The following is a 21,786-nucleotide window of genomic DNA, read 5'->3' as shown; positions in this document are numbered from 1 at the left end:
CTCGCGGACCACCCAGCCGAGTGCCGACTGGACCTCGGTCGGTAGTCCCGTCGCCTCCCCGGTCACCTCGCACTCGATGCCTGCCGCGGTCAACACGCCCTGCGCTCCGGCGAGTTCGACGTGGAGTGCGGTCTCGCGGTAGCCCCGTACGACATCTCGTACCTCCCGTTGCGACTCGCGAGCGATGCGCTGCACCTCGATCATCTGGTCCACGGCCTCGGCCCGCCCTCGGCGGGCGAGTTGTACGGCGAGTTCGCTCTTCAGCGCGATCACCGACAGGTTGCGGCCCATCACGTCGTGCAGGTCGCGCCCGAAGCGGAGCCGTTCCTCGGCGACGGCGAGCCGGGCCCGGGTCTCGCGGGCCTCGTCGAGTTCGTAGACGGCGTCGAGGAGCCAGACGGAGAAGACGGCGGTGAAGGCGAGACCACCGCCGGCGAACAGGACGATGACCGCGGTGACGAGCGCGGTCGGGGCGGCCACACCCAGCGCGAGCTGCAGGACCAGCGTTCCGCCGACCGCACCCGCCACCACCCCCAGAACCTGCCGCAGACCGCGGACCCCGAGCGTCAGGGTGCCGATGCCGAAACTCAGCACGCCCACCAGGAGCGTGGTCGCGGCGGCCTGCGCCTGGTCGTCGCCGTGACCTCGCTCCCCCAGGACGACCGCGACGGCGGCGATCAGCGCGGTCACCGCCCCGAGGAACCACAGCAGTCGTACGGGCTGTGCCCGCCGGTCGCGCGTCCAGTCGAGCGCCCGGGAGGCGGTGGCGGAACAGAGCAGCGCGTGCACGGTCACGAGCACCGCCATCCAGCTCGCGGCATCCGTCCCGACCTGCGCGAACAGCGGCAGTCCGACCGCCGCGACCTCGATCAGGGCGAAGAAGTGGAAGGACCACCGGGTGTACGTCTCGACCTTCGCGGGCGTGGTCTTCCGCCCCCACCAGCCGCCGGAGTCGCGCGTGCTGCCAGATGTCCGCATGATCCGGTGCTCTCCGTACGTCAGCGCCGCGGTTCCCACCGGAACCACCGCCGTACAGCAAACACCGCGAGGACGGTCCAGGCCAGCGCGGTCAGGACGGCGACCAGTGCGTCGGAGCCGGACAGGTCGCCGCTCCAGCCGCCGCCGATCAGCCGGATCACGGGGGAGAGGGGAAGGAATTGGCAGACGTCGGCGACCCGGTCGGACAGGAGCTGGAGCGGGATGATCATCCCGGATCCCATCATCGACACCAGCACCACCGGCAGCGCGGTCACCTGCGCGCTCTCCGCCGTCCTGGTCACACTGGCCGTGAGAGCAGCCAGCGCGGCGCTCAGGACGAGCCCGAACAGCAGCCCCAGGACGACGAGTTGGGGCATCGCGGGCGACCCGGCGTCGAGCAGCAGCACACAGGCCGCGGCCAGCAGCGCGGACTGCACGAACCCGAGGCACACGGCCGGGAGCGCGGTCCCGGCGAGGATCTCGGAGTCGCCGAGCTCCCCGGTGCGCAGCCGCTTGAGGACGAGTTCCTCCCGCCGCGCGACGAACGCGCTCACCAACGACGAGTACACGGCGAAGAGCAGCGAGAACCCGATCGCGGCGGTGAGCATCACCGAACCGACGCTCAGCCCCTCCCCCTTCAGATCCATCTGGTCGATCGCGGGCCGCACACTGAACGGCAGCGCCAGCGGCACGAACAGCGCCGTCACCACCGCGTTCCGGTTCCGCCCGAGCAGACTCAGCTCGGCCCGCCCCAGCGCCCGCATCCGCCCGGCGGGCGTAGTCGCCACGGCGTTCATACGGCCACCTCCTGCTCCCGCGCGATCCCCAGAAACGCCTCCTCCAGCGAGGCCGACCGCACTTCCAGCCGCCGCAACTCGACCCCCGCCCGCTCGGCCCACACCAGCACCCCGGTCGCCGCCCGCTGCAACTCATGCGTCCTCAGCCGTACGACTCCCCCGGCCACCTCGTGCCCGACGACCCCCAGTTCGCCGAGCGGCGGCAGGTCCCCCACGAAGTACCCGGCGGGCAGTTCGAAGGAGATCCGCGACGGTCGCCCGGCCGTCACCTCGTCCGGTGTCCCCGTGACCGCGATCCGCCCCTCGCTCATGATCGCCAGCCGGTCGGCGAGCCCCTCGGCCTCCTCCAGGTAGTGCGTGGTCAGCAGCACGGTCGTCCCGCCGTCGCGCAGCGCCCGCACCAACTCCCAGGTGTCCAGGCGCCCTTCGGCGTCGAGCCCGGTCGTCGGCTCGTCGAGGAACAGCACCTCGGGCTCCCCGAGCAGCGCGAGCGCGAGATCGAGCCGCCGCCGCTCACCCCCGGACAACTGCTTCACCCGTACGGCGGCCCGCCGCTCAAGACCGACCAGTGCGAGCGCCTCCGGCACCGGCCGTGCCCCGCTCGTGCAGCCGGCCCACATCCGCGCGGTCTCGGCCACGGTCAGCTCGGACGGAAAGCCGCCCTCCTGGAGCATCACCCCGGTCCGTGGCCGTACGGCGGCCCGCTCGGTGTGGGGATCGTGGCCGAGGACCCGCACCCGGCCGCCGGACGGCGCCGCGAGTCCCTCCAGCACCTCGACGGTCGAGGTCTTGCCGGCGCCGTTGGTGCCGAGGAGCGCGAAGACCTCGCCGCGCCGCACGGAGAATGTGATCCCCCGCACAGCCTCGAACCCGCCCCCGTACACACGGCGTAGGTCGGTGACCTCAATCACGTGTTCGTGTTCGTTGGTGTCCATGACTCCAGCGTCCCGGCGGCGGGGGCGCGGCAGCAGTGCGCGGTGTCATCACTCGGCATGACAAATGTCAGACGGGCGGCGGACATACGAGAAAACCCCCGGTCCAGTGGACCGGGGGTTTTCGCTGGAGCGGACGACCAGGTTCGAACTGGCGACCTCAACCTTGGCAAGGTTGCGCTCTACCAACTGAGCTACGTCCGCATTGCCTCCGACCGGCTCTCACCGATCGGCGCGAGCACCAGCCTACCCGATCCACCAGAGTGGTCCGGACGGTGATGCAGAGCGGGTGACAGGAATTGCACACTGCGCCTTCCCCCTGGAAGGGGGATGTTCTGCTACTGAACTACACCCGCATGTACTCCGTGAGCTGGGCCTTTCGGCCTCGCCCCTCGGCGTGCTCCGAACTCTAGCTGACCAGGAGGGGTGCAGCGCAAGTCGGTTCCCCCGAGGGCCCGGTGACCGGTCGTCGGCCCAGTCCCACGGTCCGCACTACTGCGCGGCGGCGAACGCCTCGTAGACCTTCTTGGGGATGCGTCCGCGGGCCGGTACGTCCATCTTGTTCGCCTGTGCCCAGGCGCGGACGGCCGCCGGGTCGGGGGCCACCTCGGTCTGGCGGTAGGCCTTGCCCGACCTCGACCGCTTGCGACCTGCGTCCACGTAGGGCGCGAGCGCCTTACGCAGTTTCTTGGCATTGGCTTGATTCAGGTCGATCTCGTACGACTTGCCGTCGAGTCCGAAGGCGATCGTCTCCGCCGCTTCCGAGCCGTCGATGTCGTCAAAGAGAGTGACCACGACCTTCTGCGCCACGAATATCGGTCCCTTCGTGCGACACCTGAAACCGCACTATCCGCGAGGGCGCACGGAGACGCCACGGAGGTGCGGAGATGTCGACTGTCCGCCTGTTAATGGGCAAAGTATCGGCTATTGCCAATTCATTTGTACAGTGCCCGGCAATGCAATGTGAAGCCCGACTAAATCTTCCCGCGTGTCTCCGCGCAATAGTGAACCGGGATCGATCCGGGATCTTTCCCTGAACTTTTCGTGAAGACCCCCACTCGATGCCGGATCGTGACGGTCCTCACGTAGATTCCTACAACTCTACTCGCGTAGAAATTTTGTGCGGGTAGTCTGAAGACACCTGTCGAAGACCCGCAGGAACACGCTCAGCACCACAACACCGGGAGTGCCAGTGGCACGCGTCGTAGTCGACGTCATGCTCAAGCCGGAGATCCTCGACCCCCAGGGCCAGGCGGTCCAGCGTGCGCTGCCACGCCTGGGTTTCGAAGGCATCTCCGACGTACGTCAGGGAAAGCGATTCGAACTGGAAGTTGACGGCCCGGTCGACGAGGCCGCGCTCGCCCGCATCCACGATCTTGCGGAATCCTTCCTCGCCAACACCGTGATCGAGGACTTCACCGTCAAGGTGGAGGAAGTCGCGGAGGCCGCGAAGTGACCGCTCGTATTGGCGTCGTCACTTTCCCGGGCAGCCTCGACGACCGGGACACCCAGCGCGCGATCCGCCTCGCCGGCGCCGAACCGGTCGCCCTCTGGCACAAGGACAAGAACCTCCACCAGGTGGACGCGGTAGTCCTCCCGGGCGGTTTTTCCTACGGCGACTATCTGCGCGCGGGTGCCATCTCCCGCTTCTCGCCGGTGATGGAGACGGTCATCGAGCAGGCGAAGTCGGGACTCCCCGTCCTCGGAATCTGCAACGGCTTCCAGATCCTCACCGAGGCACACCTCCTCCCCGGCGCGATGCTCGGCAACAACCACCTGCACTTCATCTGCCGTGACCAGAAACTGCGGGTGGAGAACGCGGACACGTCCTGGACCGGTGACTACACCGCCGGCCAGGAGATCCACATCCCGCTGAAGAACATGGACGGCCGCTACGTCGCCGACGAGCACACGCTCGACGAGCTGGAGGCGGAGGGCCGCGTCGTCTTCCGCTACCTCGACGTGAACCCGAACGGCTCGCTGCGCGACATCGCCGGCATCACCAACACCGCCGGGAACGTCGTGGGCCTCATGCCGCACCCCGAGCACGCGGTCGAGCCGCTGATCGGGTCCGGCCGCACCGATGGCCTTCCCTTCTTCACCTCGATCCTCAAGAAGCTGGTCAACGCATGAGCCGGACGCCTCTGGACACGGTCGAGCACGCGGCCGAGACCCCCGACGTCGAGCTGCCCTGGGCCGAACTCGGCCTGAAGAAGGACGAGTACGAGAAGGTCGTGGAGATCCTCGGCCGCCGGCCCACCGGTGCCGAGCTCGCCATGTACTCCGTCATGTGGTCCGAGCACTGCTCGTACAAGTCCTCCAAGGTCCACCTCCGCCAGTTCGGCGAGAAGGCCCCCCAGTCGGACGCCCTGCTCGTGGGCATCGGCGAGAACGCCGGCGTCGTCGACGTCGGCCAGGGCTACGCGGTCACCTTCAAGGTGGAGTCCCACAACCACCCGTCGTACGTGGAGCCGTATCAGGGCGCGGCCACGGGTGTCGGCGGCATCGTGCGCGACATCATCGCGATGGGCGCCCGCCCGGTCGCCGTCGTCGACCCCCTGCGCTTCGGCGCGGCCGACCACCCCGACACCAAGCGCGTCCTCCCGGGCGTCGTCGCGGGCATCGGCGGCTACGGCAACTGCCTGGGCCTGCCCAACATCGGCGGCGAGGTCGTCTTCGACGCCTGCTACCAGGGCAACCCGCTGGTCAACGCCGGTGCCATCGGCGTGATGCGGCACGAGGACATCCACCTCGCGAAGGCCTCCGGCGCCGGCAACAAGGTCATCCTCTACGGCGCCCGGACGGGCGGCGACGGCATCGGCGGCGCGTCGATCCTGGCGAGTGAGACCTTCGACGACGCCAAGCCGTCGAAGCGTCCGGCGGTCCAGGTCGGCGACCCCTTCCAGGAGAAGCTCCTCATCGAGTGCACCCTGGAGGCCTTCAAGGAGAAGCTGGTCGTCGGTATCCAGGATCTCGGCGCGGCCGGACTCTCCTGCGCCACAAGCGAGTTGGCGTCCAACGGCTCCGGCGGCATGACCGTCACGCTGGACGACGTACCCCTCCGCGACTCCACGCTCTCGCCCGAGGAAATCCTCATGAGCGAGTCGCAGGAGCGGATGTGCGCGGTCGTGGAGCCGTCGAAGGTCGACCGGTTCCTGGAGATCTGCGAGAAGTGGGACGTCATCGCCACCGTCATCGGTGAGGTGACCGACGGCGACCGGCTGGAGATCTTCTGGCACGGCGGCAAGATCGTGGACGTCGACCCGCGCACGGTCGCGCACGACGGCCCGGTCTACGAGCGCCCGTACGCCCGCCCTTCCTGGCAGGACGCGCTCCAGGCGGACGACGCCAACAAGCTTCCCCGGCCCGGGACTTCGGAGGAACTGAAGGCCCAGGTTCTGGCGCTGGTGTCGTCCCCGAACCAGGCGTCCAAGAAGTGGATCACCTCGCAGTACGACCACTTCGTGCAGGGCAACACGGTGCTGGCGCAGCCCGAGGACTCGGGCATGATCCGCATCGACGAGGAGACCGGCCTCGGCGTCGCCATCGCGACGGACGGGAACGGCCGGTACGCGAAGCTGGACCCGTACGCGGGCGCCCAGTTGGCGCTCTCGGAGGCCTACCGCAACGTGGCCACGACGGGCGCGAAGCCCCTCGCCGTCTCCGACTGCCTGAACTTCGGCTCGCCCGAAGACCCGGCGGTCATGTGGCAGTTCGCGGAGGCCATCCGTGGACTGGCGGACGCCTGCCAGCAGTTGGGCACCCCGGTGACGGGCGGCAACGTCTCGCTCTACAACCAGACGGGCGATGTCGCCATCCACCCGACGCCGGTGGTCGCGGTGTTGGGCGTCATCGACGATGTCGCGCGTCGCACGCCGGTCGCCTTCCAGGAGGAAGGGCAGCTGCTCTACCTCCTCGGCGACACCCGCGAGGAGTTCGGCGGTTCGGCCTGGTCGCAGGTCGTCCACGACCACCTCGGCGGGCTGCCCCCGAAGGTCGACCTGGAGCGCGAACGCCTCCTCGCCGAGATCCTGATCTCCGCCTCCCGCGACGGCATGATCGACTCGGCGCACGACCTGTCCGACGGCGGTCTGATCCAAGCGGTCGTGGAATCGGCCCTGTTGGGCGAGAAGGGCGCACGCCTGATCGTCCCGGACGGCCTGGACGCGTTCACCTTCCTCTTCTCGGAGTCGGCGGGCCGCGCGGTCGTCGCCGTTCCGCGCTCGGAGGAGCTGCGCTTCAACGACATGTGCGGCGCACGGGGCCTGCCGGTCACGCGCATCGGTGTCGTGGACGGCACTGTGTCTGATTCAAATGCAGTGGTGGACGTTCAGGGCGAGTTCGCGCTCTCCCTGGCGGAGCTGCGCGAGGCGCACGAGGGGACGATCCCGGCGCTGCTGGCGTAGATCGTCGTCAGTCGTCGTGGGAACGCAGGCGAAGGCCCTGTCCGGGATCCGGGCAGGGCCTTCGCTCGTGTTGACTTCGACGGTCCGTGGGTCTGGAACGGGGGAGCGGGAACGTGGAAGTACCGGTGGGGACAAGCGAGTTCGGCGGCGGCCGGAGGCGCGCGTGAGCTTCCGCAGTGGAAACACGTCTGAAGCCTCCGAGCGTGCGCGGGTGCCCTTTCCGCGCTCCCGCTGGCTGACTCCGGACCGAGGGAGCCGTCGGCGCAACGCCGTCAACCAACTCGTGGCCGTGGCAGCGGTGTTCGGGGTCGGTGCGGGTGGCTGGGGGCTGTGGCTGGAGACCGAGGACCACTTCGACCGGGCCGCCAGCCGGGACCGGATCGCCAAGGCCTGCGCCGGACTTGTCGACCCCGACCAGGTGCTGGACCTCAACGGCGGTACGACGAGGGCGCGGGCGGGCAGCGGGGACGACGACTCGATCCGCGACCTCGGTACCGCCTCGACGTCCGCGCAGTGTCAGATCTACCGGCTCGGGAAGTCGGGCTCCACGCACGGCCACTTCCTGCTCTCCGTCTGGGCGAACCCGAGCGACGACTTCGCGCAGCTGGTGAGCGGGTGGGACGACCCGTTCGGGTTGCTGGGCGGGCCGGCGAAGGACGACATCACCCGGGAGGCGGAGCAGACCGCGGCGTACCCGATCGGTGACGGGCGGCTCGGTGTGTACTACGGCAACGCGGCCGTGGTGAAGGCCGATTGTGTCGACGAGTCGGGCCGGACGACGTCCGTCAACACGATGACCGTGGCCAAGTACTTCGAGGTCGCCCCGGTCACGGACGCCGACCGCAGAACGCTCGCGGGGCTGGCCCGCACCGCGGCCGTACGGGCGGCGAAGAAGCTCGGCTGCAAGGCCACGCTGCCCGCGCTGCCGGCCGAACTGCCCACACCGAGTGCGAAGTTGGTGAACGCGAAGTCGGCCGGCGGAACGTGCGGCTGGTACGCCGGGTACATCGGGGCGAAGGGCCGCTGGCGTTTCCCCGACCGCGCCCTGGCCGCCCCCGCCGCCCACGCGCAGGAGGAGAGCTGCCTGCTCGGGGTGAGCAACAAGGAGGTGCGCGGGATGTGGCCCGGCCTCGGCAAGGACGAGGTCGGCGCCGACAGCCTCGACGACGTGCTCCGGGTCGCGCCGTTCTGGCTGCGGACCGAGTCCTCCTTCGGCGACGAGGCACGCGAGGTCGCGACGGACTACTTCGGCCGGGATCAGGTGGCGTTGAAGCCCGGCACGGCGGGCTACGACCGTGACGACAACGTGTGGTGGGCCTCCTCCACCTGCGCCGGACAGCCGGCCGTCCACACGCTGAGCATCGACTATCCGTACAGCAAGGTCGTCCAGAAGCGGCTCCAGGCCCTCTTCAAGGCGTACGTCACGGATGTCGTCGCCCGCCGCGACTGCACCGGTCTGAGGTTCCCGGCCGCGGCCACGTTCCAGCCGTCCTAGACCTGGCCGGGGCGGCGTCAGGACGAAGGCGTCCGTGGAACGGTCGACGTGACCGCTCCACGGACGCCTTCGTCTGTCAGGCCTCCTGGTCGAAGAAGGCGAACGGGTTCTGACCGATCGCCTCGTTGGTGGCCACGGCCTCGACGGCGGCGGTGGCGCTACGGGGGAACAGGGCCTCCTCGTACGCGGTGAGCGCCCGCTCGATGTCGTCCGGGAACGCGGCGATGGCGAGGGCGAGTTCGGCGCCGTCCTGCATGGCGAGGTTGGCGCCCTCGCCGTCCGGCGGGGAGAGATGGGCCGCGTCGCCGACCAGGGTCACGCCGGGTACCCGGTCCCAACGGTGCCCGATCGGCAGCGAGTTGAGGGGGCGTGGCACCGGGGCGGTGTCGCTGTCGGTGATCAGGGCGGTGATCTCGGGGGCCCAGCCCTCGAACTCCGCGGCGATCCGCGCGGTGGCCGCGGCGGCGTCGGTGAAGTCGATGCCGTCGAACCACTCCAGCGGCCTGGCCAGCGTCAGATAGGCGTGCAGCGTCTCGCCGCTCTCGCGGTGGGCCGCGATCCACTGCCCGCCCGTGCCCTTGTCGAACACGAACAGCGATCCGCCGCCGACCGCCTTCGCGGCGGCGGGATGCCGGGTCCCGGCGTCGTAGAGGTAGGTCTCGACGAAGGTGCGGCCGAAGTACTCCGGGGTGGCGTCGGACAGCAGCGGCCGTACGCGGGACCAGGCGCCGTCCGCGCCGACGAGCAGACCGGTGACGGCGGTGCCGCCGTCCGCGAGGACCACCTCGTGCCGGCCGTCGCCGAGCGCGCGCACCCCGGTGACCTTGTGCCCCCACCGCACGGTGCCGGCCGGGAGCGAGTCGAGCAGGATCTGCCGCAGTTCGCCGCGCTGCACCTCGGGGCGGCGGCCGGTGCCGTCGTCCGGCTTGTCGAGCAGGACGGTGCCGTCCGGGGCGAGAACGCGGGTCGCCTGCCGCCCCGGCAGGACGATGGCGCGGAACTCGTCCAGCAAGTCGGCCTCTTCCAGGGCGAGTTGACCGTTGTAGTCGTGGATGTCGAGCATCCCGCCCTGCAGCCGGGCCATCGGCGATGCCTCCGCCTCGTAGACCGTGGCCGGTATGCCGTGGACGTGCAGGACGCGGGCGAGAGTCAGTCCGCCGAGTCCGGCGCCGATGATCGTGACGTGCGTGGTCATGACGATTCCTTGCGTACGACGGGCCCACCGGACGGCCGTCCGACGGGATCCCGGCCAGACTCCGACCCGCCGCCGACAGCCCGCCGACGCATCGCCGACACCCCCGACAGACCGCCGATACGGCCCTCTCCGGCACGCGCGGAAAACGCCGTGAGACCGCCCCCCGACAAGCATTAGGCTCGCCGCCATGCCCACGGCCAAGAAGCGCGCCCGTACCTATGACCCGGTCAAGACCCGCACCGCGGTTCTCGCCCAGTTCGGGAACGTACGGGAGGCGGTGGCAGGCCTCAGCCCCGAGCAGCTCGCGCTGCCGACCCGGCTCGGCGACTGGACCGTGCGGGAGCTGGTCGCGCACATCGGGGCCGCGCTCTCCGCGATCGGCCGTTTCCTCGACCGGCCGGTGCCCGGCGCGCCGGACGCCACCCTGCTCGACTGGCCGTTCGCGACCGCCGCCAGCTCCGACGCCCTCGCCGACCTGGCCCACCGACTTGCCGAGCGGAACCCCGACCTCGACACCTACCTCGCCGGCATCGAGCAGGGCCTCACCGCCCACCTCGACGCCCACCCCGGCACCCGGCTGCTCGCCACGAACGTCGGAGCGATGCCCCTGGCCGACTACGTCGTCACCCGCACCGTCGAACTCGTCGTCCACACCGACGACCTGAACGCCGCCGTCCCCGGCCTCGACATCCCCTACGACCGTCAGGCCCTCGCCGCCTGCACCCGGCTGCTGGCCGACGCGCTGGCCGTGAAGGCGCCCGGCGGTTCGACGGAGGTGCGGATCCCGCCGTACGCCGTCGTGCAGTGCGTCGAAGGGCCCCGGCACACCCGCGGCACCCCGCCCAATGTCGTCGAGACCGACCCGCTGACCTGGATGCGGCTCGCGACCGGGCGGACGTCGTGGAAGGACGCCGTGGAAGAGGCGAAGGTCAGGGCCAGTGGGGAGCGGGCCGACCTCGGGGGGCTGCTGCCGATCATGTCCTGAGGGCGGTTCGGGGGCGGTCGGGGCGCGGCAGGATGTGCGACCGCTCACCTCGTAGGGCGGGCGGCGGGGCCGTCGTAGCGTCGCTTTCCGTGTTTTGGCTGGTGGGAGCGGTGGCGTCGGGGAGTGATCCATTACAGGCGTGTATCCCGAATTCGGACCAGTGGTCGATCTCGCCTACACTCGGTGCCGTGCCACGTGGTGACGGTCGACTCAGTCATGATCTGCTCCCCGGCGAGAAAGGACCCCAGGACGCTTGTGGCGTCTTCGGAGTCTGGGCTCCCGGTGAAGAGGTCGCCAAGCTCACTTACTTCGGGCTCTACGCCCTCCAGCATCGAGGCCAGGAATCCGCGGGAATCGCGGTCAGCAACGGCTCCCAGATCCTCGTCTTCAAGGACATGGGCCTCGTTTCCCAGGTCTTCGACGAGACCTCGCTCGGTTCGCTCCAGGGTCATATCGCGGTCGGTCACGCCCGCTACTCGACCACCGGGGCCTCCACCTGGGAGAACGCCCAGCCGACGTTCCGCGCCACCGCGCACGGTTCGATCGCGCTCGGCCACAACGGCAACCTGGTCAACACCGCCCAGCTCGCCGAGATGGTCGCCGACCTCCCGAAGAAGGAGGGCGGCCGCACCCCGCGCGTGGCCGCGACCAACGACACCGACCTCCTCACGGCCCTGCTCGCCGCCCAGGAGGACCCGGACGGCAAGCCGCTGACCATCGAGGAGGCGGCCCACCAGATCCTCCCGCAGGTCCAGGGCGCCTTCTCGCTCGTTTTCATGGACGAGCACACCCTCTACGCGGCCCGCGACCCCCAGGGCATCCGCCCGATGGTCCTCGGCCGGCTGGAGCGCGGCTGGGTCGTCGCCTCCGAGTCCGCGGCCCTCGACATCTGCGGCGCCGCCTACGTCCGCGAGATCGAGCCGGGCGAGTTCGTCGCCATCGACGAGAACGGCCTGCGCACCTCCCGATTCGCGGAAGCGAAGCCCAAGGGCTGTGTCTTCGAGTACGTCTATCTGGCCCGCCCCGACACCGACATCGCCGGGCGGAACGTGTACCTCTCCCGTGTCGAGATGGGCCGGAAACTCGCCAAAGAAGCTCCCGTCGACGCCGATCTGGTCATAGCGACTCCGGAGTCCGGCACCCCGGCCGCCATCGGCTACGCGGAGGCCTCGGGCATCCCGTTCGGCGCCGGTCTGGTGAAGAACGCCTATGTCGGCCGTACGTTCATCCAGCCCTCGCAGACCATCCGGCAGCTCGGCATCCGCCTGAAGCTGAACCCGCTGAAGGAAGTCATCAAGGGCAAGCGCCTGGTCGTCGTCGACGACTCGATCGTGCGCGGCAACACCCAGCGGGCGCTCGTGCGCATGCTCCGCGAGGCCGGGGCCGCCGAGGTCCACATCCGGATCTCCTCGCCGCCCGTGAAGTGGCCCTGCTTCTTCGGCATCGACTTCGCCACCCGCGCGGAACTCATCGCCAACGGCATGACCATCGACGAGATCGGCACCTCGCTCGGCGCCGACTCCCTGTCGTACATCTCCCTCGACGGCATGATCGAGGCGACCACCATCGCCAAGCCGAACCTGTGCCGCGCCTGCTTCGACGGCGAGTACCCGATGGACCTCCCGGACCCCGAGCTGCTCGGCAAGCAGCTCCTGGAGACCGAGCTGGCGGCCGGTCCGGCCGCCACGGCCGCGGCCGACGCGATCCGTCGCCCGTAAGCACCGCCGCAGCCCCGCCGCACCAATCAACGCGAAAGATCCCAGGCAATGTCTGAGACCAGTGCCAGCTACGCCAGCGCAGGCGTCGACATCGAAGCCGGCGACCGCGCCGTGGAACTCATGAAGGAGTGGGTGAAGAAGACCCAGCGCCCCGAGGTCCTCGGCGGCCTCGGCGGCTTCGCCGGGCTCTTCGACGCCTCCGCCCTCAAGCGGTTCGAGCGCCCCCTGCTCGCCTCCGCCACGGACGGCGTCGGCACGAAGGTCGACATCGCCCGCCGCCTCGGCGTCTACGACACGATCGGGCACGACCTGGTCGCGATGGTCATGGACGACATCGTGGTGTGCGGCGCCGAGCCGCTCTTCATGACCGACTACATCTGCGTCGGCAAGGTGCACCCCGAGCGTGTCGCGGCCATCGTCAAGGGCATCGCCGAGGGCTGTGTGCTGGCCGGCTGCGCCCTGGTCGGCGGCGAGACCGCCGAACACCCCGGTCTGCTGGGCCCGGACGACTTCGACGTCGCCGGCGCCGGTACGGGCGTCGTGGAGGCCGACCGGCTGCTCGGCGCGGATCGCATCCGCACGGGTGACGCGGTCATCGCCATGGCCGCCTCCGGACTTCACTCGAACGGGTACTCGCTCGTCCGGCATGTCCTCCTCGACCAGGCCGGCCTGGACCTGGAGGCGCGCGTCGAGGAACTCGGCCGCACGCTCGGCGAGGAACTCCTCGTGCCCACGAAGATCTACTCGCTGGACTGCCTCGCGCTGACCCGCACGACCGATGTGCACGCCTTCTCGCACATCACCGGCGGCGGACTGGCCGCGAACCTCGCCCGGGTGATCCCGGACGGCCTGCACGCCATCGTGGACCGCTCCACCTGGACCCCGGCGCCGGTCTTCGACCTCGTCGGGAGGACCGGCCGGGTCGAACGCCTGGAGCTGGAGAAGACCCTCAACATGGGCGTCGGCATGATCGCGATCGTCCCGGAGGAGTCCGCGGACGTGGCCCTGGAGACCCTGGCCGACCGCGGGGTCGAGGCATGGGTCGCCGGCGAGATCACCGAGCGCGGCGACCACGCGACGGGCGCGGCCATGGTCGGCACGTATTTGATCTAAAGCGCCGCGGCCTGATCACGGCGGCCGCCTGCCGAACGGCAGCACAAAACCCGGTCCGGCGGTGTTGCCCCGGACCGGGTGAGGTGCAGTTGTTCCGGATATGCGGAAACTGCGGAGGGACGCTGTTGCGTCAAGCGCCGCGACGTTGAGACTGGGGACCGGACTCGTCGTCCTCGTCCTCGTCGTCGTCGTTATAGAGATCCGCGTACTGAGCGTACGGGTCGTCTTCTTCCTCGTCGTCGTCCTCGAACGGCTCGCCATTCGGCGGCTGGCTCGAAGTCGAAGCGCCCAGCTCATTGGCCAGACGCGAGAGGTCAGTCCCGCCGCTGCTGTACTTCAGCTGGCGGGCGACCTTCGTCTGCTTGGCCTTTGCCCGGCCGCGCCCCATGGCTCGACCCCCTCGGATACGAGGCTCGGTGGCCTCAGAGTCTTGACACGCGTTCATGATCTGGAACGGACTCTCCGTGGAGAGACCGGTCCGTAGGGCTTCCACGGTACCTGAGCCCGCGCCCATACGGTACGTCGCCCGCAGCACGTGCCGGGCCACAGGACCCGCGAGGTGCCCTGTCCTCGCTGGTCAACCGCGATTTTAACCACTTCTTGGCAGGCGACCCGCCGACGAACGTGAGAGTTCTCTCTAACTCCTCGCCGGCGGGTACCGGCTCACCTGTTCCGCACGGCCGCCTCGTGCATCCGCTGCTCGGCGATCCGGTCGGCCGCGGCGGCCGGCGGAATACCGTCGTCCTTCGCACGTGCGAATATGGCCAGCGTGGTGTCGAAGATCTTCGCGGCCTTCGCCCTGCACCGCTCGAAGTCGAACCCGTGCAGCTCGTCGGCGACCTGGATCACTCCGCCGGCGTTCACCACGTAGTCCGGCGCGTAGAGGATCCCGCGGTCGGCGAGGTCCTTCTCGACGCCCGGGTGCGCGAGCTGGTTGTTGGCGGCGCCGCACACCACCTCGGCGGTCAGCACCGGCACGGTCTCGTCGTCCAGGGCGCCGCCGAGCGCGCAGGGGGCGTAGACGTCCAGTCCCTCGACCCGGATCAGCGCCTCGGTGTCCGTGACGGCCCGCACACCGGTCGGGTGCTTGTCGAGGATCCGCCGTACGGACTCCTCGCGCACATCGGTGATGACGACCTCGGCGCCCTCGTCCCGCAGGTGCTCCACCAGGTGGTGCCCGACCTTGCCGACGCCCGCGATGCCGACCGTACGGCCGCGCAGCGACGGGTCGCCCCACAGGTGCTGGGCGCTGGCCCGCATGCCCTGGAAGACCCCGAAGGCGGTCAGTACGGAGGAGTCGCCCGCGCCGCCGTTCTCCGGCGAACGCCCGGTCGTCCAGCGGCACTCGCGCGCCACGACGTCCATGTCGGCGACATACGTGCCGACATCGCACGCGGTGACGTACCGCCCGCCCAGCGAGGCCACGAACCGGCCGTAGGCGAGCAGGAGTTCCTCGGTCTTGTCGCGCTCCGGGTCGCCGATGATCACGGCTTTCCCGCCGCCGTGGTCCAGGCCGGCCATGGCGTTCTTGTACGACATCCCGCGGGCGAGGTTGAGCGCGTCGGCGACGGCTTCGGCCTCGCTCGCGTACGGGTAGAAGCGCGTGCCGCCCAGTGCGGGGCCCAGCGCGGTGTTGTGGATGGCGATGACGGCCTTGAGGCCGCTGGCCCGGTCCTGACAGAGCACGACTTGCTCATGACCGCCCTGGTCCGAGTGGAACAGGGTGTGCAGGACGCCGTTGTCTACGTCGGTCACTGTGGTGACTCCTGGGTAAGTGGCGGCGGTTGGAGACAGGCCCCCGTAGGGGTGGCGGGTGCCGTGGCACGAGCGTAGGGCCTGCGTGTGACCGCCATCGGTGCAGTGTTCAGGATCACCTACCGAAGGGGGGTGTCCGTGCGACGATTTGCATAGTTTTCCCGCCCGTTCGTGAGCGGGTTCCGAAGGTTTTCCTGACGGTCGGCGGGGGAGGGAGCAGGCGTGCCCAAGAAGGTGTCCTCGGTGACCGTCCCGTACGCGACCTATCTACGGGTCTATGAACCGCTGGCCGCCTTCCCGGAGCCGGAGCGCGGCCACTGGGCGCGCTACGCCCGCCGGCCCGACCGTCCGTCGTACCAGGACGAACTGCGCCGGGCGCTGGCCGACTTGCTGCCCACCCCGCCGGTCGCGGTCCCGGTGCACGAGAGCGCGGACGCCTTCGTGGTGGAGGTCGACGGCGTGGTCTGCGTCTGCCCCTGGCGGACCCGGCTGCGCGGCTGGCAGGCCCTGGGAGACCTCGCGGAGGAACTTCCGCCCTCGGTCCTGGACGCCGTACTGCCGCCGCTCGTACGGCACCAGGCCACCCAGGACTACGAGCGCTGGCTGGCCCGCAACCCGGACGCGCGCCCGTGGATCCGGACGGCGACCTGGCAGGTGCCGCTGAACTGGTTCGTGCTCGTCGGGGACGAGGAGCGCCGCTACGACAAGGCGTCCGGGGACGATCCGCCGATGCTGCGCTACCGGACGCCGATGGTGCAGGCGCGGCGGCGCACGGCACGGGCGCTGCGGACCCTGAAGGACGCGATCGACGACGGGCCGCTGATCGACGGTCTGGTGGACGTGGGGCGCTGGCTGGAGGAGTTCCATCCGCGTTCGCTGGTGGAACTGGACTACGGCGGCCTCGTGCACGTCGTGCCGGCCGGCGAGCTGGAGGACGACCACTCGGCGGCGGACGTGGCCGAGGGCATCGAGGCGCTGCGGACCGGGGACGGGGCGGCGGCGGGCGAGGCGTACGGGCGGCTCGTGGAGCGGTGGCGGTCGGTCCGGGACCGGCGGTCGGCGAACTGACGCCCGGGCCGTCGAGGCTGACACCTTCGAACAACTGCGCATAGGATTCTTACGGTTCGTCAACACGGGACGTAGGTCCCGATCCGGACGATTGATGTCAAGGGTGACGGATCGCACGTGCAGATCCCTTGCGCCCCTTGCCCGCCCTCATGCCAAAATAGGACAAGGAGTCCGGGGAGGACTCTGTCCGTCCCGTTGTGGGCGGAATCTCAGCATTGCGTGCTTTGGGGGGTCTCGATGACTCCTGATCATCCTGTGACTGATCGTCACAGTGGTGTGACTGTCCGTTATGGCATGGTCCATCGGCTTCCGTCGCTGATGGACACCTGGGATGGCAATTCCGTCGGTTTGGCCGTAGCGGTTGGACAGATGGTGTAGTTGTAGTGCCGAGGACATGCCGTTCGTCCTATAACCGACTCGACTCGCGTCCGCCATTTCGGGCAACGCGGGTCAAGGTGCAGAATTTAGAGGAAAGAACCGAGAAGGTTCGGTTCTCCCGAGGAGGCCGCTCATGACCGCTCGCACCCCTGATGCCGAGCCGCTGCTGACCCCGGCTGAGGTCGCCACGATGTTCCGTGTGGACCCCAAGACGGTCACGCGGTGGGCGAAGGCCGGAAAGCTCACTTCGATTCGCACGCTCGGCGGACACCGCCGTTACCGCGAGGCGGAGGTCCGTGCACTGCTCGCGGGCATTCCGCAGCAGCGCAGCGAAGCCTGACCAACTGAATACGGGCGAAACGGCTGGTCCCCCAACCGGTCAAGCGCCCGAACAGCACAGCTCCAAGCGACGCGGGTTCTGCCCCAACAGAGCCCACGCCCAACGCTCTTAGACATGTGAACACAGGGTGCGTCGTAGATCGCGCTGGACTCCGCCGGGTCCAGCGCGATCTTTTTTGTGCCTGGTCGTGGGTCCGTGCGCGGCTCGCGCGGGGTCCTGTGAGGGACCTTGTCGGAGTCTGGGGAGGGCTGTCGGATCTCCTGTGGACCATCGCTCACAGGGGTGCAATTGCACATATTAAATTGACCAGTTGTAGGCGAGTCTTAAGTTCCACCGTTTCAAAAACTTATGCGGTGACACCCGTCACATGCCAGAGGACTTGTTGCCCATGGTCTATGTGCGCTAGGGGAGTTGGTCCGGTGGATCGTCCTGAGGCTCCGGTGGCGGAGGGGAGTCCAGAGCCAGCCGCAGCAGGCGGTGGCAGATCGGACAGTGCCGGGTCACATGGCGGTAGGAGCTGGCGGCCGACAGATGCGCACGGAGCAGAGCCCGCGTCTCATGCCTGACCGAAGCCGCCATGCGCCACCTCCAGTGGCCCTGCGGGAACGGGGCCTGGTTTCTGGGTACCGGGCGCCTGCGGCGGCGTCAAGGGGGCCGTCTGCGCCCGGCACCGTCCCTGGGGGCTCCGCCCCCGGACCCCCAACGGCCCTGAAGGGGCCTCGTCCTCAAACGCCGGACGGGCTGAGTAATGCCGGCCGGTGCCGACAGGCCGCCGCGCGTGCACGAAAAAACCCACCTCCCGAAGGAAGTGGGTTTCGTTCACTGCGGTCCTGACGGGATTTGAACCCGCGGCCTCCACCTTGACAGGGTGGCGAGCACTCCAAGCTGCTCCACAGGACCTTGTTTCGCGGCACTTGATGGTGCGTTGTGCTGCGAGACGAGACTGTACAGGAGGGTGGCCCGCCTGGTCGAACTCACCCTGTGTGCAGGCGCTGTTACGGCGCGGCGGCGTCGATCGCCTTCACGATCCGCTTGTCGGAGACCGGGTAGGCCGTGCCCAGCGCGTGCGCGAAATAGCTGACTCGGAGCTCCTCGATCATCCAGCGGATGTCACGGACCGAGGACGGCACAGGGCGGCCCTGAGGGAGTTGTTCCAGGAGCCAGGCGTACTCGTCCTGCATCTCGTGGACCTTCTCCATGCGGGTCGTGTCCCGCTGGACGCCTGTCGGCATCTGCTGGAGACGACGGTCCGCGGCCACCAGGTAGCGCATCAGGTCCGGCAGACGACGTATCCCGGCCGCCGTCACGAACCCGGGCTTCACGAGGGCGTCCAGCTGGGCGCGTACGTCCGCGAGGTTCGGGAGGAGCGCCGGACTGCTCGCGCCCTTCAGCCGGCGCTCACAGGCCTGCCAGGCGGCCAGCACCTGCTGGACCTGGCTCACCGCCCGCACCGTCGTGTCGACGATCTCCGCCCGCACCCGCTCGTACAGCTTCCGGTACGACTCCTCGTCCCACGCCGGCCCGCCGAAGTCACCGATGAGTTTGTCGGCCGCCGCCAGCGCGCAGTCGTCGAACAGCGCCTGGATCGAACCGTGCGGATTCGCGGACAGCGCGAGCTTCTGCGCGTTGGTGAGCTTTTCGGAAGCGAACTTCGCTGGATTGACCGGGATGTTGCGGACGATCAGCCGCCGCGTGCCCTTCCACATCGCCTCCGCCTGCTCGGCCTCCGTGTCGAAGAGCCGTACGGAGACGGTGTCGCCGTCGTCGACCAGCGCCGGGTACGCCTTCACCGGCTGACCCGCCCGACGCGTCTCGAAGACCTTCGTGAGCGTGCCGATCGACCAGTCCGTCAGACCCTTCCGCTCCAGGGACTCCCCGCCCTCACGCTCCGCCGTCGCCGCGGCCGCCTGCGAGATCGCCTGCCGCGCCTTCGGCTTCAGCCGGAGCTTCAGCGCCTCCAGGTTCTTGTCCTCGGCGATCTTCCGGCGCCGCTCGTCCACGATCCGGAAGGTGATCAGGAGATGGTCCGGGACCTTCGACCAGTCGAAGTCGTCGGCCGTGAAAGGGACTCCGACCATGCGCTTCAACTCCCGCGCCATGGTGGTGGGGAGAGGTTCCTGGAGGGGGACCGCCGTCGCCAGGAAGCGCTGCGCGAAGTTCGGCGCCGGCACGTAGTTGCGGCGGATCGGCTTCGGGAGGGAGCGGATCAGCTCCGTCACGACCTCCTCGCGCAGGCCCGGGATCTGCCAGTCGAAGCCCTCGTCCGTGACCTGGTTGAGGACGTGGAGCGGGATGTGGACCGTGACACCGTCGGCGTCCGCGCCCGGCTCGAACTGGTACGTCACGCGGAACTTGAGCGGGCCCTGCCGCCACGAGTCCGGATAGTCGTCCTTGCTGATGTCGCCCGCACGCTCGTTGATGAGCATCGAGCGCTCGAAGTCGAGGAGTTCGGGCTCCTCGTGCCGCTTGTGCTTCCACCAGGAGTCGAAGTGGGCGCCGGACACCACGTGTTCGGGGACCCGCTGGTCGTAGAAGTCGTAGAGCGTCTCGTCGTCGACCAGGATGTCCCGGCGCCGGGCGCGGTGCTCCAACTCCTCGACCTCGGTGAGGAGTTTGCGGTTGTCGGCGAAGAACTTGTGGTGCGTGCGCCAGTCGCCCTCGACGAGTGCGTTGCGGATGAAGAGCTCGCGACTCGCCTCCGGGTCGATCCGGCCGAAGTTCACCTTGCGCTGGGCGATGATCGGGACGCCGTAGAGCGTGACCTTCTCGAAGGCCATCACCGCCGCCTGGTCCTTCTCCCAGTGCGGTTCGCTGTACGTCCGCTTGAGGAGGTGGCCGGCGAGCGGCTCGACCCACTCGGGCTCGATCTTGGCGTTGACGCGGGCCCAGAGGCGTGAAGTCTCCACCAGCTCCGCCGACATGACGAAACGCGGGGTCTTCTTGAAGAGCGCCGAACCCGGGAAGATCGCGAACTTGGCGCTGCGGGCGCCCAGATACTCGTTCTTCGCGCCGTCCTTCACGTCCTTCATGCCGATGTGGGACAGCAGGCCCGCGAGGAGGGAGACGTGGACGCTCTGTTCGGCGGCATCCTCCTCGTTGAACTGGATGCCCATCTGCTTCGCCACCGTGCGGAGTTGGCTGTAGATGTCCTGCCACTCGCGGATGCGGAGGAAGTTCAGGTACTCCTGCTTGCACATCCGGCGGAAGGCCGACGAGCCGCGTTCCTTCTGCTGTTCGCGGATGTACCGCCACATGTTGAGGAAGGCGAGGAAGTCGCTCGTCTCGTCGCGGAAACGGGCGTGCTGCTGGTCGGCCTGCGTCTGCTTGTCGGCGGGGCGTTCGCGCGGGTCCTGGATGGAGAGCGCGGCGGCGATCACCATGACCTCGCGGACACAGCCGTTCTTGTCGGCCTCCAGGACCATACGGGCCAGCCGCGGGTCCACGGGCAACTGGGCGAGCTTGCGGCCCGTCTGTGTGAGCCGCTTGCGCGGGTCCTTCTCGGCCGGGTCCAACGCGCCCAGTTCCTGGAGGAGTTGGACGCCATCGCGGATGTTGCGGTGGTCCGGCGGGTCGATGAACGGGAACTTCTCGATCTCGCCGAGACCGGCCGCGGTCATCTGGAGGATGACGGAGGCGAGGTTCGTCCGCAGGATCTCGGCGTCCGTGAACTCCGGGCGGGCGAGGAAGTCGTCCTCGGAGTAGAGCCGGATGCAGATGCCGTCCGACGTACGGCCGCAACGGCCCTTGCGCTGGTTGGCACTCGCCTGGCTGACCGCCTCGATGGGCAGCCGCTGCACCTTCGTACGGTGGCTGTAGCGGCTGATCCGGGCGAAGCCGGGGTCGATCACGTACTTGATGCCCGGGACGGTGAGGGATGTCTCGGCGACGTTGGTCGCCAGAACGATCCTTCGGCCCGTGTGCTGCTGGAACACGCGATGCTGCTCGGCGTGCGAGAGCCGGGCGTAGAGGGGGAGGACTTCCGTGCCCTGCCCATTAGCGCCTCCGGCGCGGGGGTAGTTCTTCTTCACCAGCGCGTCCGCCGTGTCGCGGATCTCCCGCTCCCCGGAGAGAAAGACCAGGATGTCGCCCTTGCCCTCGCCCTGAAGCTCCTCCACGGCGTCACAGATCGCGGTGATCTGGTCACGGTCGGAGTCTTCCGAGTCATCTTCGAGGAGCGGGCGGTAGCGCACCTCCACCGGATACGTCCGGCCGCTCACCTCGATGATCGGGGCCTCGCCGAAGTGCCGCGAGAAACGCTCCGGGTCGATGGTCGCCGACGTGATGACGACCTTCAAGTCCGGGCGCTTGGGCAGCAGTTGGGCCAGATAGCCGAGCAGGAAGTCGATGTTGAGGGACCGCTCGTGGGCCTCGTCGATGATGATCGTGTCGTAGGCGCGGAGTTCGCGGTCGGTCTGGATCTCGGCGAGCAGGATGCCGTCCGTCATCAGCTTGATGAACGTCGACTCCTGGTTCACCTGGTCGGTGAAACGGACCTTCCAGCCGACGGCCTCGCCGAGCGGGGTGTCCATCTCCTCCGCGATGCGCTCGGCGACGGTGCGCGCGGCGATACGGCGGGGCTGGGTGTGGCCGATCATGCCGCGGCGTCCGCGGCATGATCGGCCACAC

General features: G+C 69.0%; 18 protein-coding genes and 3 tRNA genes. 9 read left to right on the top strand and 12 right to left on the bottom strand.

The genetic code is table 11. The features are described 5' to 3' along the window. The 6 genes from JHN45_RS43090 to JHN45_RS43065 all read right to left on the bottom strand — a co-directional run. Positions 1-978: sensor histidine kinase (locus tag JHN45_RS43090; RefSeq protein WP_236584731.1), on the bottom strand; the 978-nt coding region annotated here is incomplete at its 3' end. 20 nt (positions 979-998) lie between these two features. After that, positions 999-1,775: an ABC transporter permease gene (locus JHN45_RS43085; RefSeq protein WP_200713715.1), complete on the bottom strand. Its 777-nt coding sequence runs from the start codon at positions 1,773-1,775 to the stop codon at positions 999-1,001. Further along, positions 1,772-2,710 (bottom strand): ABC transporter ATP-binding protein, encoded by a 939-nt coding sequence (locus JHN45_RS43080; RefSeq protein WP_200713714.1) that lies wholly within the window; start codon positions 2,708-2,710, stop codon positions 1,772-1,774. The genes JHN45_RS43085 and JHN45_RS43080 overlap by 4 nt, the downstream gene beginning before the upstream one ends. 125 nt (positions 2,711-2,835) lie before the next feature. Next, positions 2,836-2,911, bottom strand: a tRNA-Gly gene (locus JHN45_RS43075). An 80-nt stretch (positions 2,912-2,991) separates the two neighbouring features. Then, a tRNA-Gly gene (locus JHN45_RS43070) sits at positions 2,992-3,063 on the bottom strand. A gap of 136 nt (positions 3,064-3,199) precedes the next feature. Continuing rightward, a complete protein-coding gene (locus JHN45_RS43065; protein ID WP_019073805.1) occupies positions 3,200-3,517 on the bottom strand; it encodes an Lsr2 family protein in 318 nt (105 codons plus the stop codon). Positions 3,518-3,899: 382 nt separating this feature from the next. On the opposite strand from JHN45_RS43065, the gene purS reads away from it, so the two are divergent. The 4 genes from purS to JHN45_RS43045 all read left to right on the top strand — a co-directional run bounded on the left by purS (position 3,900) and on the right by JHN45_RS43045 (position 8,608). Beyond that, positions 3,900-4,163, top strand: a complete 264-nt coding sequence (purS, locus tag JHN45_RS43060; protein WP_015659417.1) for a phosphoribosylformylglycinamidine synthase subunit PurS — start codon at positions 3,900-3,902, stop codon at positions 4,161-4,163. Next, the gene (gene purQ, locus JHN45_RS43055) at positions 4,160-4,840 is read left to right on the top strand and encodes a phosphoribosylformylglycinamidine synthase subunit PurQ (RefSeq protein WP_201054802.1); all 681 of its coding nucleotides are present in this window, start codon (positions 4,160-4,162) and stop codon (positions 4,838-4,840) included. Before purS ends, purQ begins: the two co-directional genes overlap by 4 nt. Then, positions 4,837-7,113 (top strand): phosphoribosylformylglycinamidine synthase subunit PurL, encoded by a 2,277-nt coding sequence (purL, locus tag JHN45_RS43050; RefSeq protein ID WP_201054801.1) that lies wholly within the window; start codon positions 4,837-4,839, stop codon positions 7,111-7,113. The genes purQ and purL overlap by 4 nt, the downstream gene beginning before the upstream one ends. A gap of 211 nt (positions 7,114-7,324) precedes the next feature. Further along, entirely contained in the window at positions 7,325-8,608 is a 1,284-nt protein-coding gene (locus tag JHN45_RS43045; protein WP_201054800.1) for a hypothetical protein, read from the top strand. A 76-nt stretch (positions 8,609-8,684) separates the two neighbouring features. Here the strand turns inward: JHN45_RS43045 and JHN45_RS43040 are convergent, their stop codons facing one another. Continuing rightward, on the bottom strand, positions 8,685-9,803 hold the full coding sequence (locus JHN45_RS43040; protein ID WP_201054799.1) for an NAD(P)/FAD-dependent oxidoreductase: 1,119 nt from the start codon (positions 9,801-9,803) through the stop codon (positions 8,685-8,687). A gap of 187 nt (positions 9,804-9,990) precedes the next feature. Here JHN45_RS43040 and JHN45_RS43035 point away from each other — a divergent pair, with 187 nt between their 5' ends. The 3 genes from JHN45_RS43035 to purM all read left to right on the top strand — a co-directional run bounded on the left by JHN45_RS43035 (position 9,991) and on the right by purM (position 13,619). Then, a complete protein-coding gene (locus JHN45_RS43035; protein WP_201054798.1) occupies positions 9,991-10,788 on the top strand; it encodes a maleylpyruvate isomerase family mycothiol-dependent enzyme in 798 nt (265 codons plus the stop codon). A 188-nt stretch (positions 10,789-10,976) separates the two neighbouring features. Beyond that, on the top strand, positions 10,977-12,506 hold the full coding sequence (purF, locus tag JHN45_RS43030) for an amidophosphoribosyltransferase (protein WP_200713709.1): 1,530 nt from the start codon (positions 10,977-10,979) through the stop codon (positions 12,504-12,506). A 48-nt stretch (positions 12,507-12,554) separates the two neighbouring features. Continuing rightward, a complete protein-coding gene (gene purM / locus JHN45_RS43025; protein ID WP_200713708.1) occupies positions 12,555-13,619 on the top strand; it encodes a phosphoribosylformylglycinamidine cyclo-ligase in 1,065 nt (354 codons plus the stop codon). A 130-nt stretch (positions 13,620-13,749) separates the two neighbouring features. Here purM and JHN45_RS43020 read toward each other — a convergent pair whose 3' ends face one another. Both JHN45_RS43020 and JHN45_RS43015 read right to left on the bottom strand, forming a co-directional pair. After that, positions 13,750-14,007 (bottom strand): DUF3073 domain-containing protein, encoded by a 258-nt coding sequence (locus tag JHN45_RS43020; RefSeq protein WP_019061825.1) that lies wholly within the window; start codon positions 14,005-14,007, stop codon positions 13,750-13,752. 275 nt (positions 14,008-14,282) lie between these two features. Continuing rightward, positions 14,283-15,374 (bottom strand): Glu/Leu/Phe/Val dehydrogenase, encoded by a 1,092-nt coding sequence (locus JHN45_RS43015; RefSeq protein ID WP_201054797.1) that lies wholly within the window; start codon positions 15,372-15,374, stop codon positions 14,283-14,285. A 222-nt stretch (positions 15,375-15,596) separates the two neighbouring features. Between JHN45_RS43015 and JHN45_RS43010 the strand changes: the two genes are divergently transcribed. Both JHN45_RS43010 and bldC read left to right on the top strand, forming a co-directional pair. After that, positions 15,597-16,442: a hypothetical protein gene (locus JHN45_RS43010; protein WP_200713706.1), complete on the top strand. Its 846-nt coding sequence runs from the start codon at positions 15,597-15,599 to the stop codon at positions 16,440-16,442. A gap of 511 nt (positions 16,443-16,953) precedes the next feature. Continuing rightward, positions 16,954-17,160 carry a developmental transcriptional regulator BldC gene (gene bldC / locus JHN45_RS43005; RefSeq protein WP_003949541.1) on the top strand — a complete coding sequence of 69 codons (207 nt, stop codon included), beginning with the start codon at positions 16,954-16,956 and terminating at the stop codon, positions 17,158-17,160. A 402-nt stretch (positions 17,161-17,562) separates the two neighbouring features. On the opposite strand, the gene JHN45_RS53620 is transcribed toward bldC, so the two are convergent. The 3 genes from JHN45_RS53620 to hrpA all read right to left on the bottom strand — a co-directional run. Further along, positions 17,563-17,739 (bottom strand): DUF6274 family protein, encoded by a 177-nt coding sequence (locus tag JHN45_RS53620; RefSeq protein WP_236584730.1) that lies wholly within the window; start codon positions 17,737-17,739, stop codon positions 17,563-17,565. Positions 17,740-17,985: 246 nt separating this feature from the next. Then, a tRNA-Asp gene (locus JHN45_RS43000) sits at positions 17,986-18,060 on the bottom strand. A 95-nt stretch (positions 18,061-18,155) separates the two neighbouring features. After that, a partial coding sequence (hrpA, locus tag JHN45_RS42995; RefSeq protein ID WP_201054796.1) for an ATP-dependent RNA helicase HrpA occupies positions 18,156-21,786 on the bottom strand: 3,631 nt, incomplete at its 5' end.

This window comes from Streptomyces sp. MBT53 (genome assembly GCF_016654115.1).
Classification (GTDB): Bacteria; Actinomycetota; Actinomycetes; order Streptomycetales; family Streptomycetaceae; genus Streptomyces.
The sequence above is the reverse complement of the archived record's forward strand: the minus strand, read 5'-3'. Positions and strand labels throughout refer to the sequence as shown.

What these genes read in the sequence shown, in the direction of transcription:
- JHN45_RS43085 (WP_200713715.1), bottom strand. Translation starts at nt 1,775, where the DNA reads ATGAACGCCGTGGCGACTACGCCCGCCGGGCGGATGCGGGCGCTGGGG.
- JHN45_RS43080 (WP_200713714.1), bottom strand. Translation starts at nt 2,710, where the DNA reads ATGGACACCAACGAACACGAACACGTGATTGAGGTCACCGACCTACGC.
- purL (WP_201054801.1), top strand. Translation starts at nt 4,837, where the DNA reads ATGAGCCGGACGCCTCTGGACACGGTCGAGCACGCGGCCGAGACCCCC.
- JHN45_RS43040 (WP_201054799.1), bottom strand. Translation starts at nt 9,803, where the DNA reads ATGACCACGCACGTCACGATCATCGGCGCCGGACTCGGCGGACTGACT.
- JHN45_RS43035 (WP_201054798.1), top strand. Translation starts at nt 9,991, where the DNA reads ATGCCCACGGCCAAGAAGCGCGCCCGTACCTATGACCCGGTCAAGACC.
- purM (WP_200713708.1), top strand. Translation starts at nt 12,555, where the DNA reads ATGTCTGAGACCAGTGCCAGCTACGCCAGCGCAGGCGTCGACATCGAA.
- JHN45_RS43020 (WP_019061825.1), bottom strand. Translation starts at nt 14,007, where the DNA reads ATGGGGCGCGGCCGGGCAAAGGCCAAGCAGACGAAGGTCGCCCGCCAG.
- bldC (WP_003949541.1), top strand. Translation starts at nt 16,954, where the DNA reads ATGACCGCTCGCACCCCTGATGCCGAGCCGCTGCTGACCCCGGCTGAG.
- JHN45_RS53620 (WP_236584730.1), bottom strand. Translation starts at nt 17,739, where the DNA reads ATGGCGGCTTCGGTCAGGCATGAGACGCGGGCTCTGCTCCGTGCGCAT.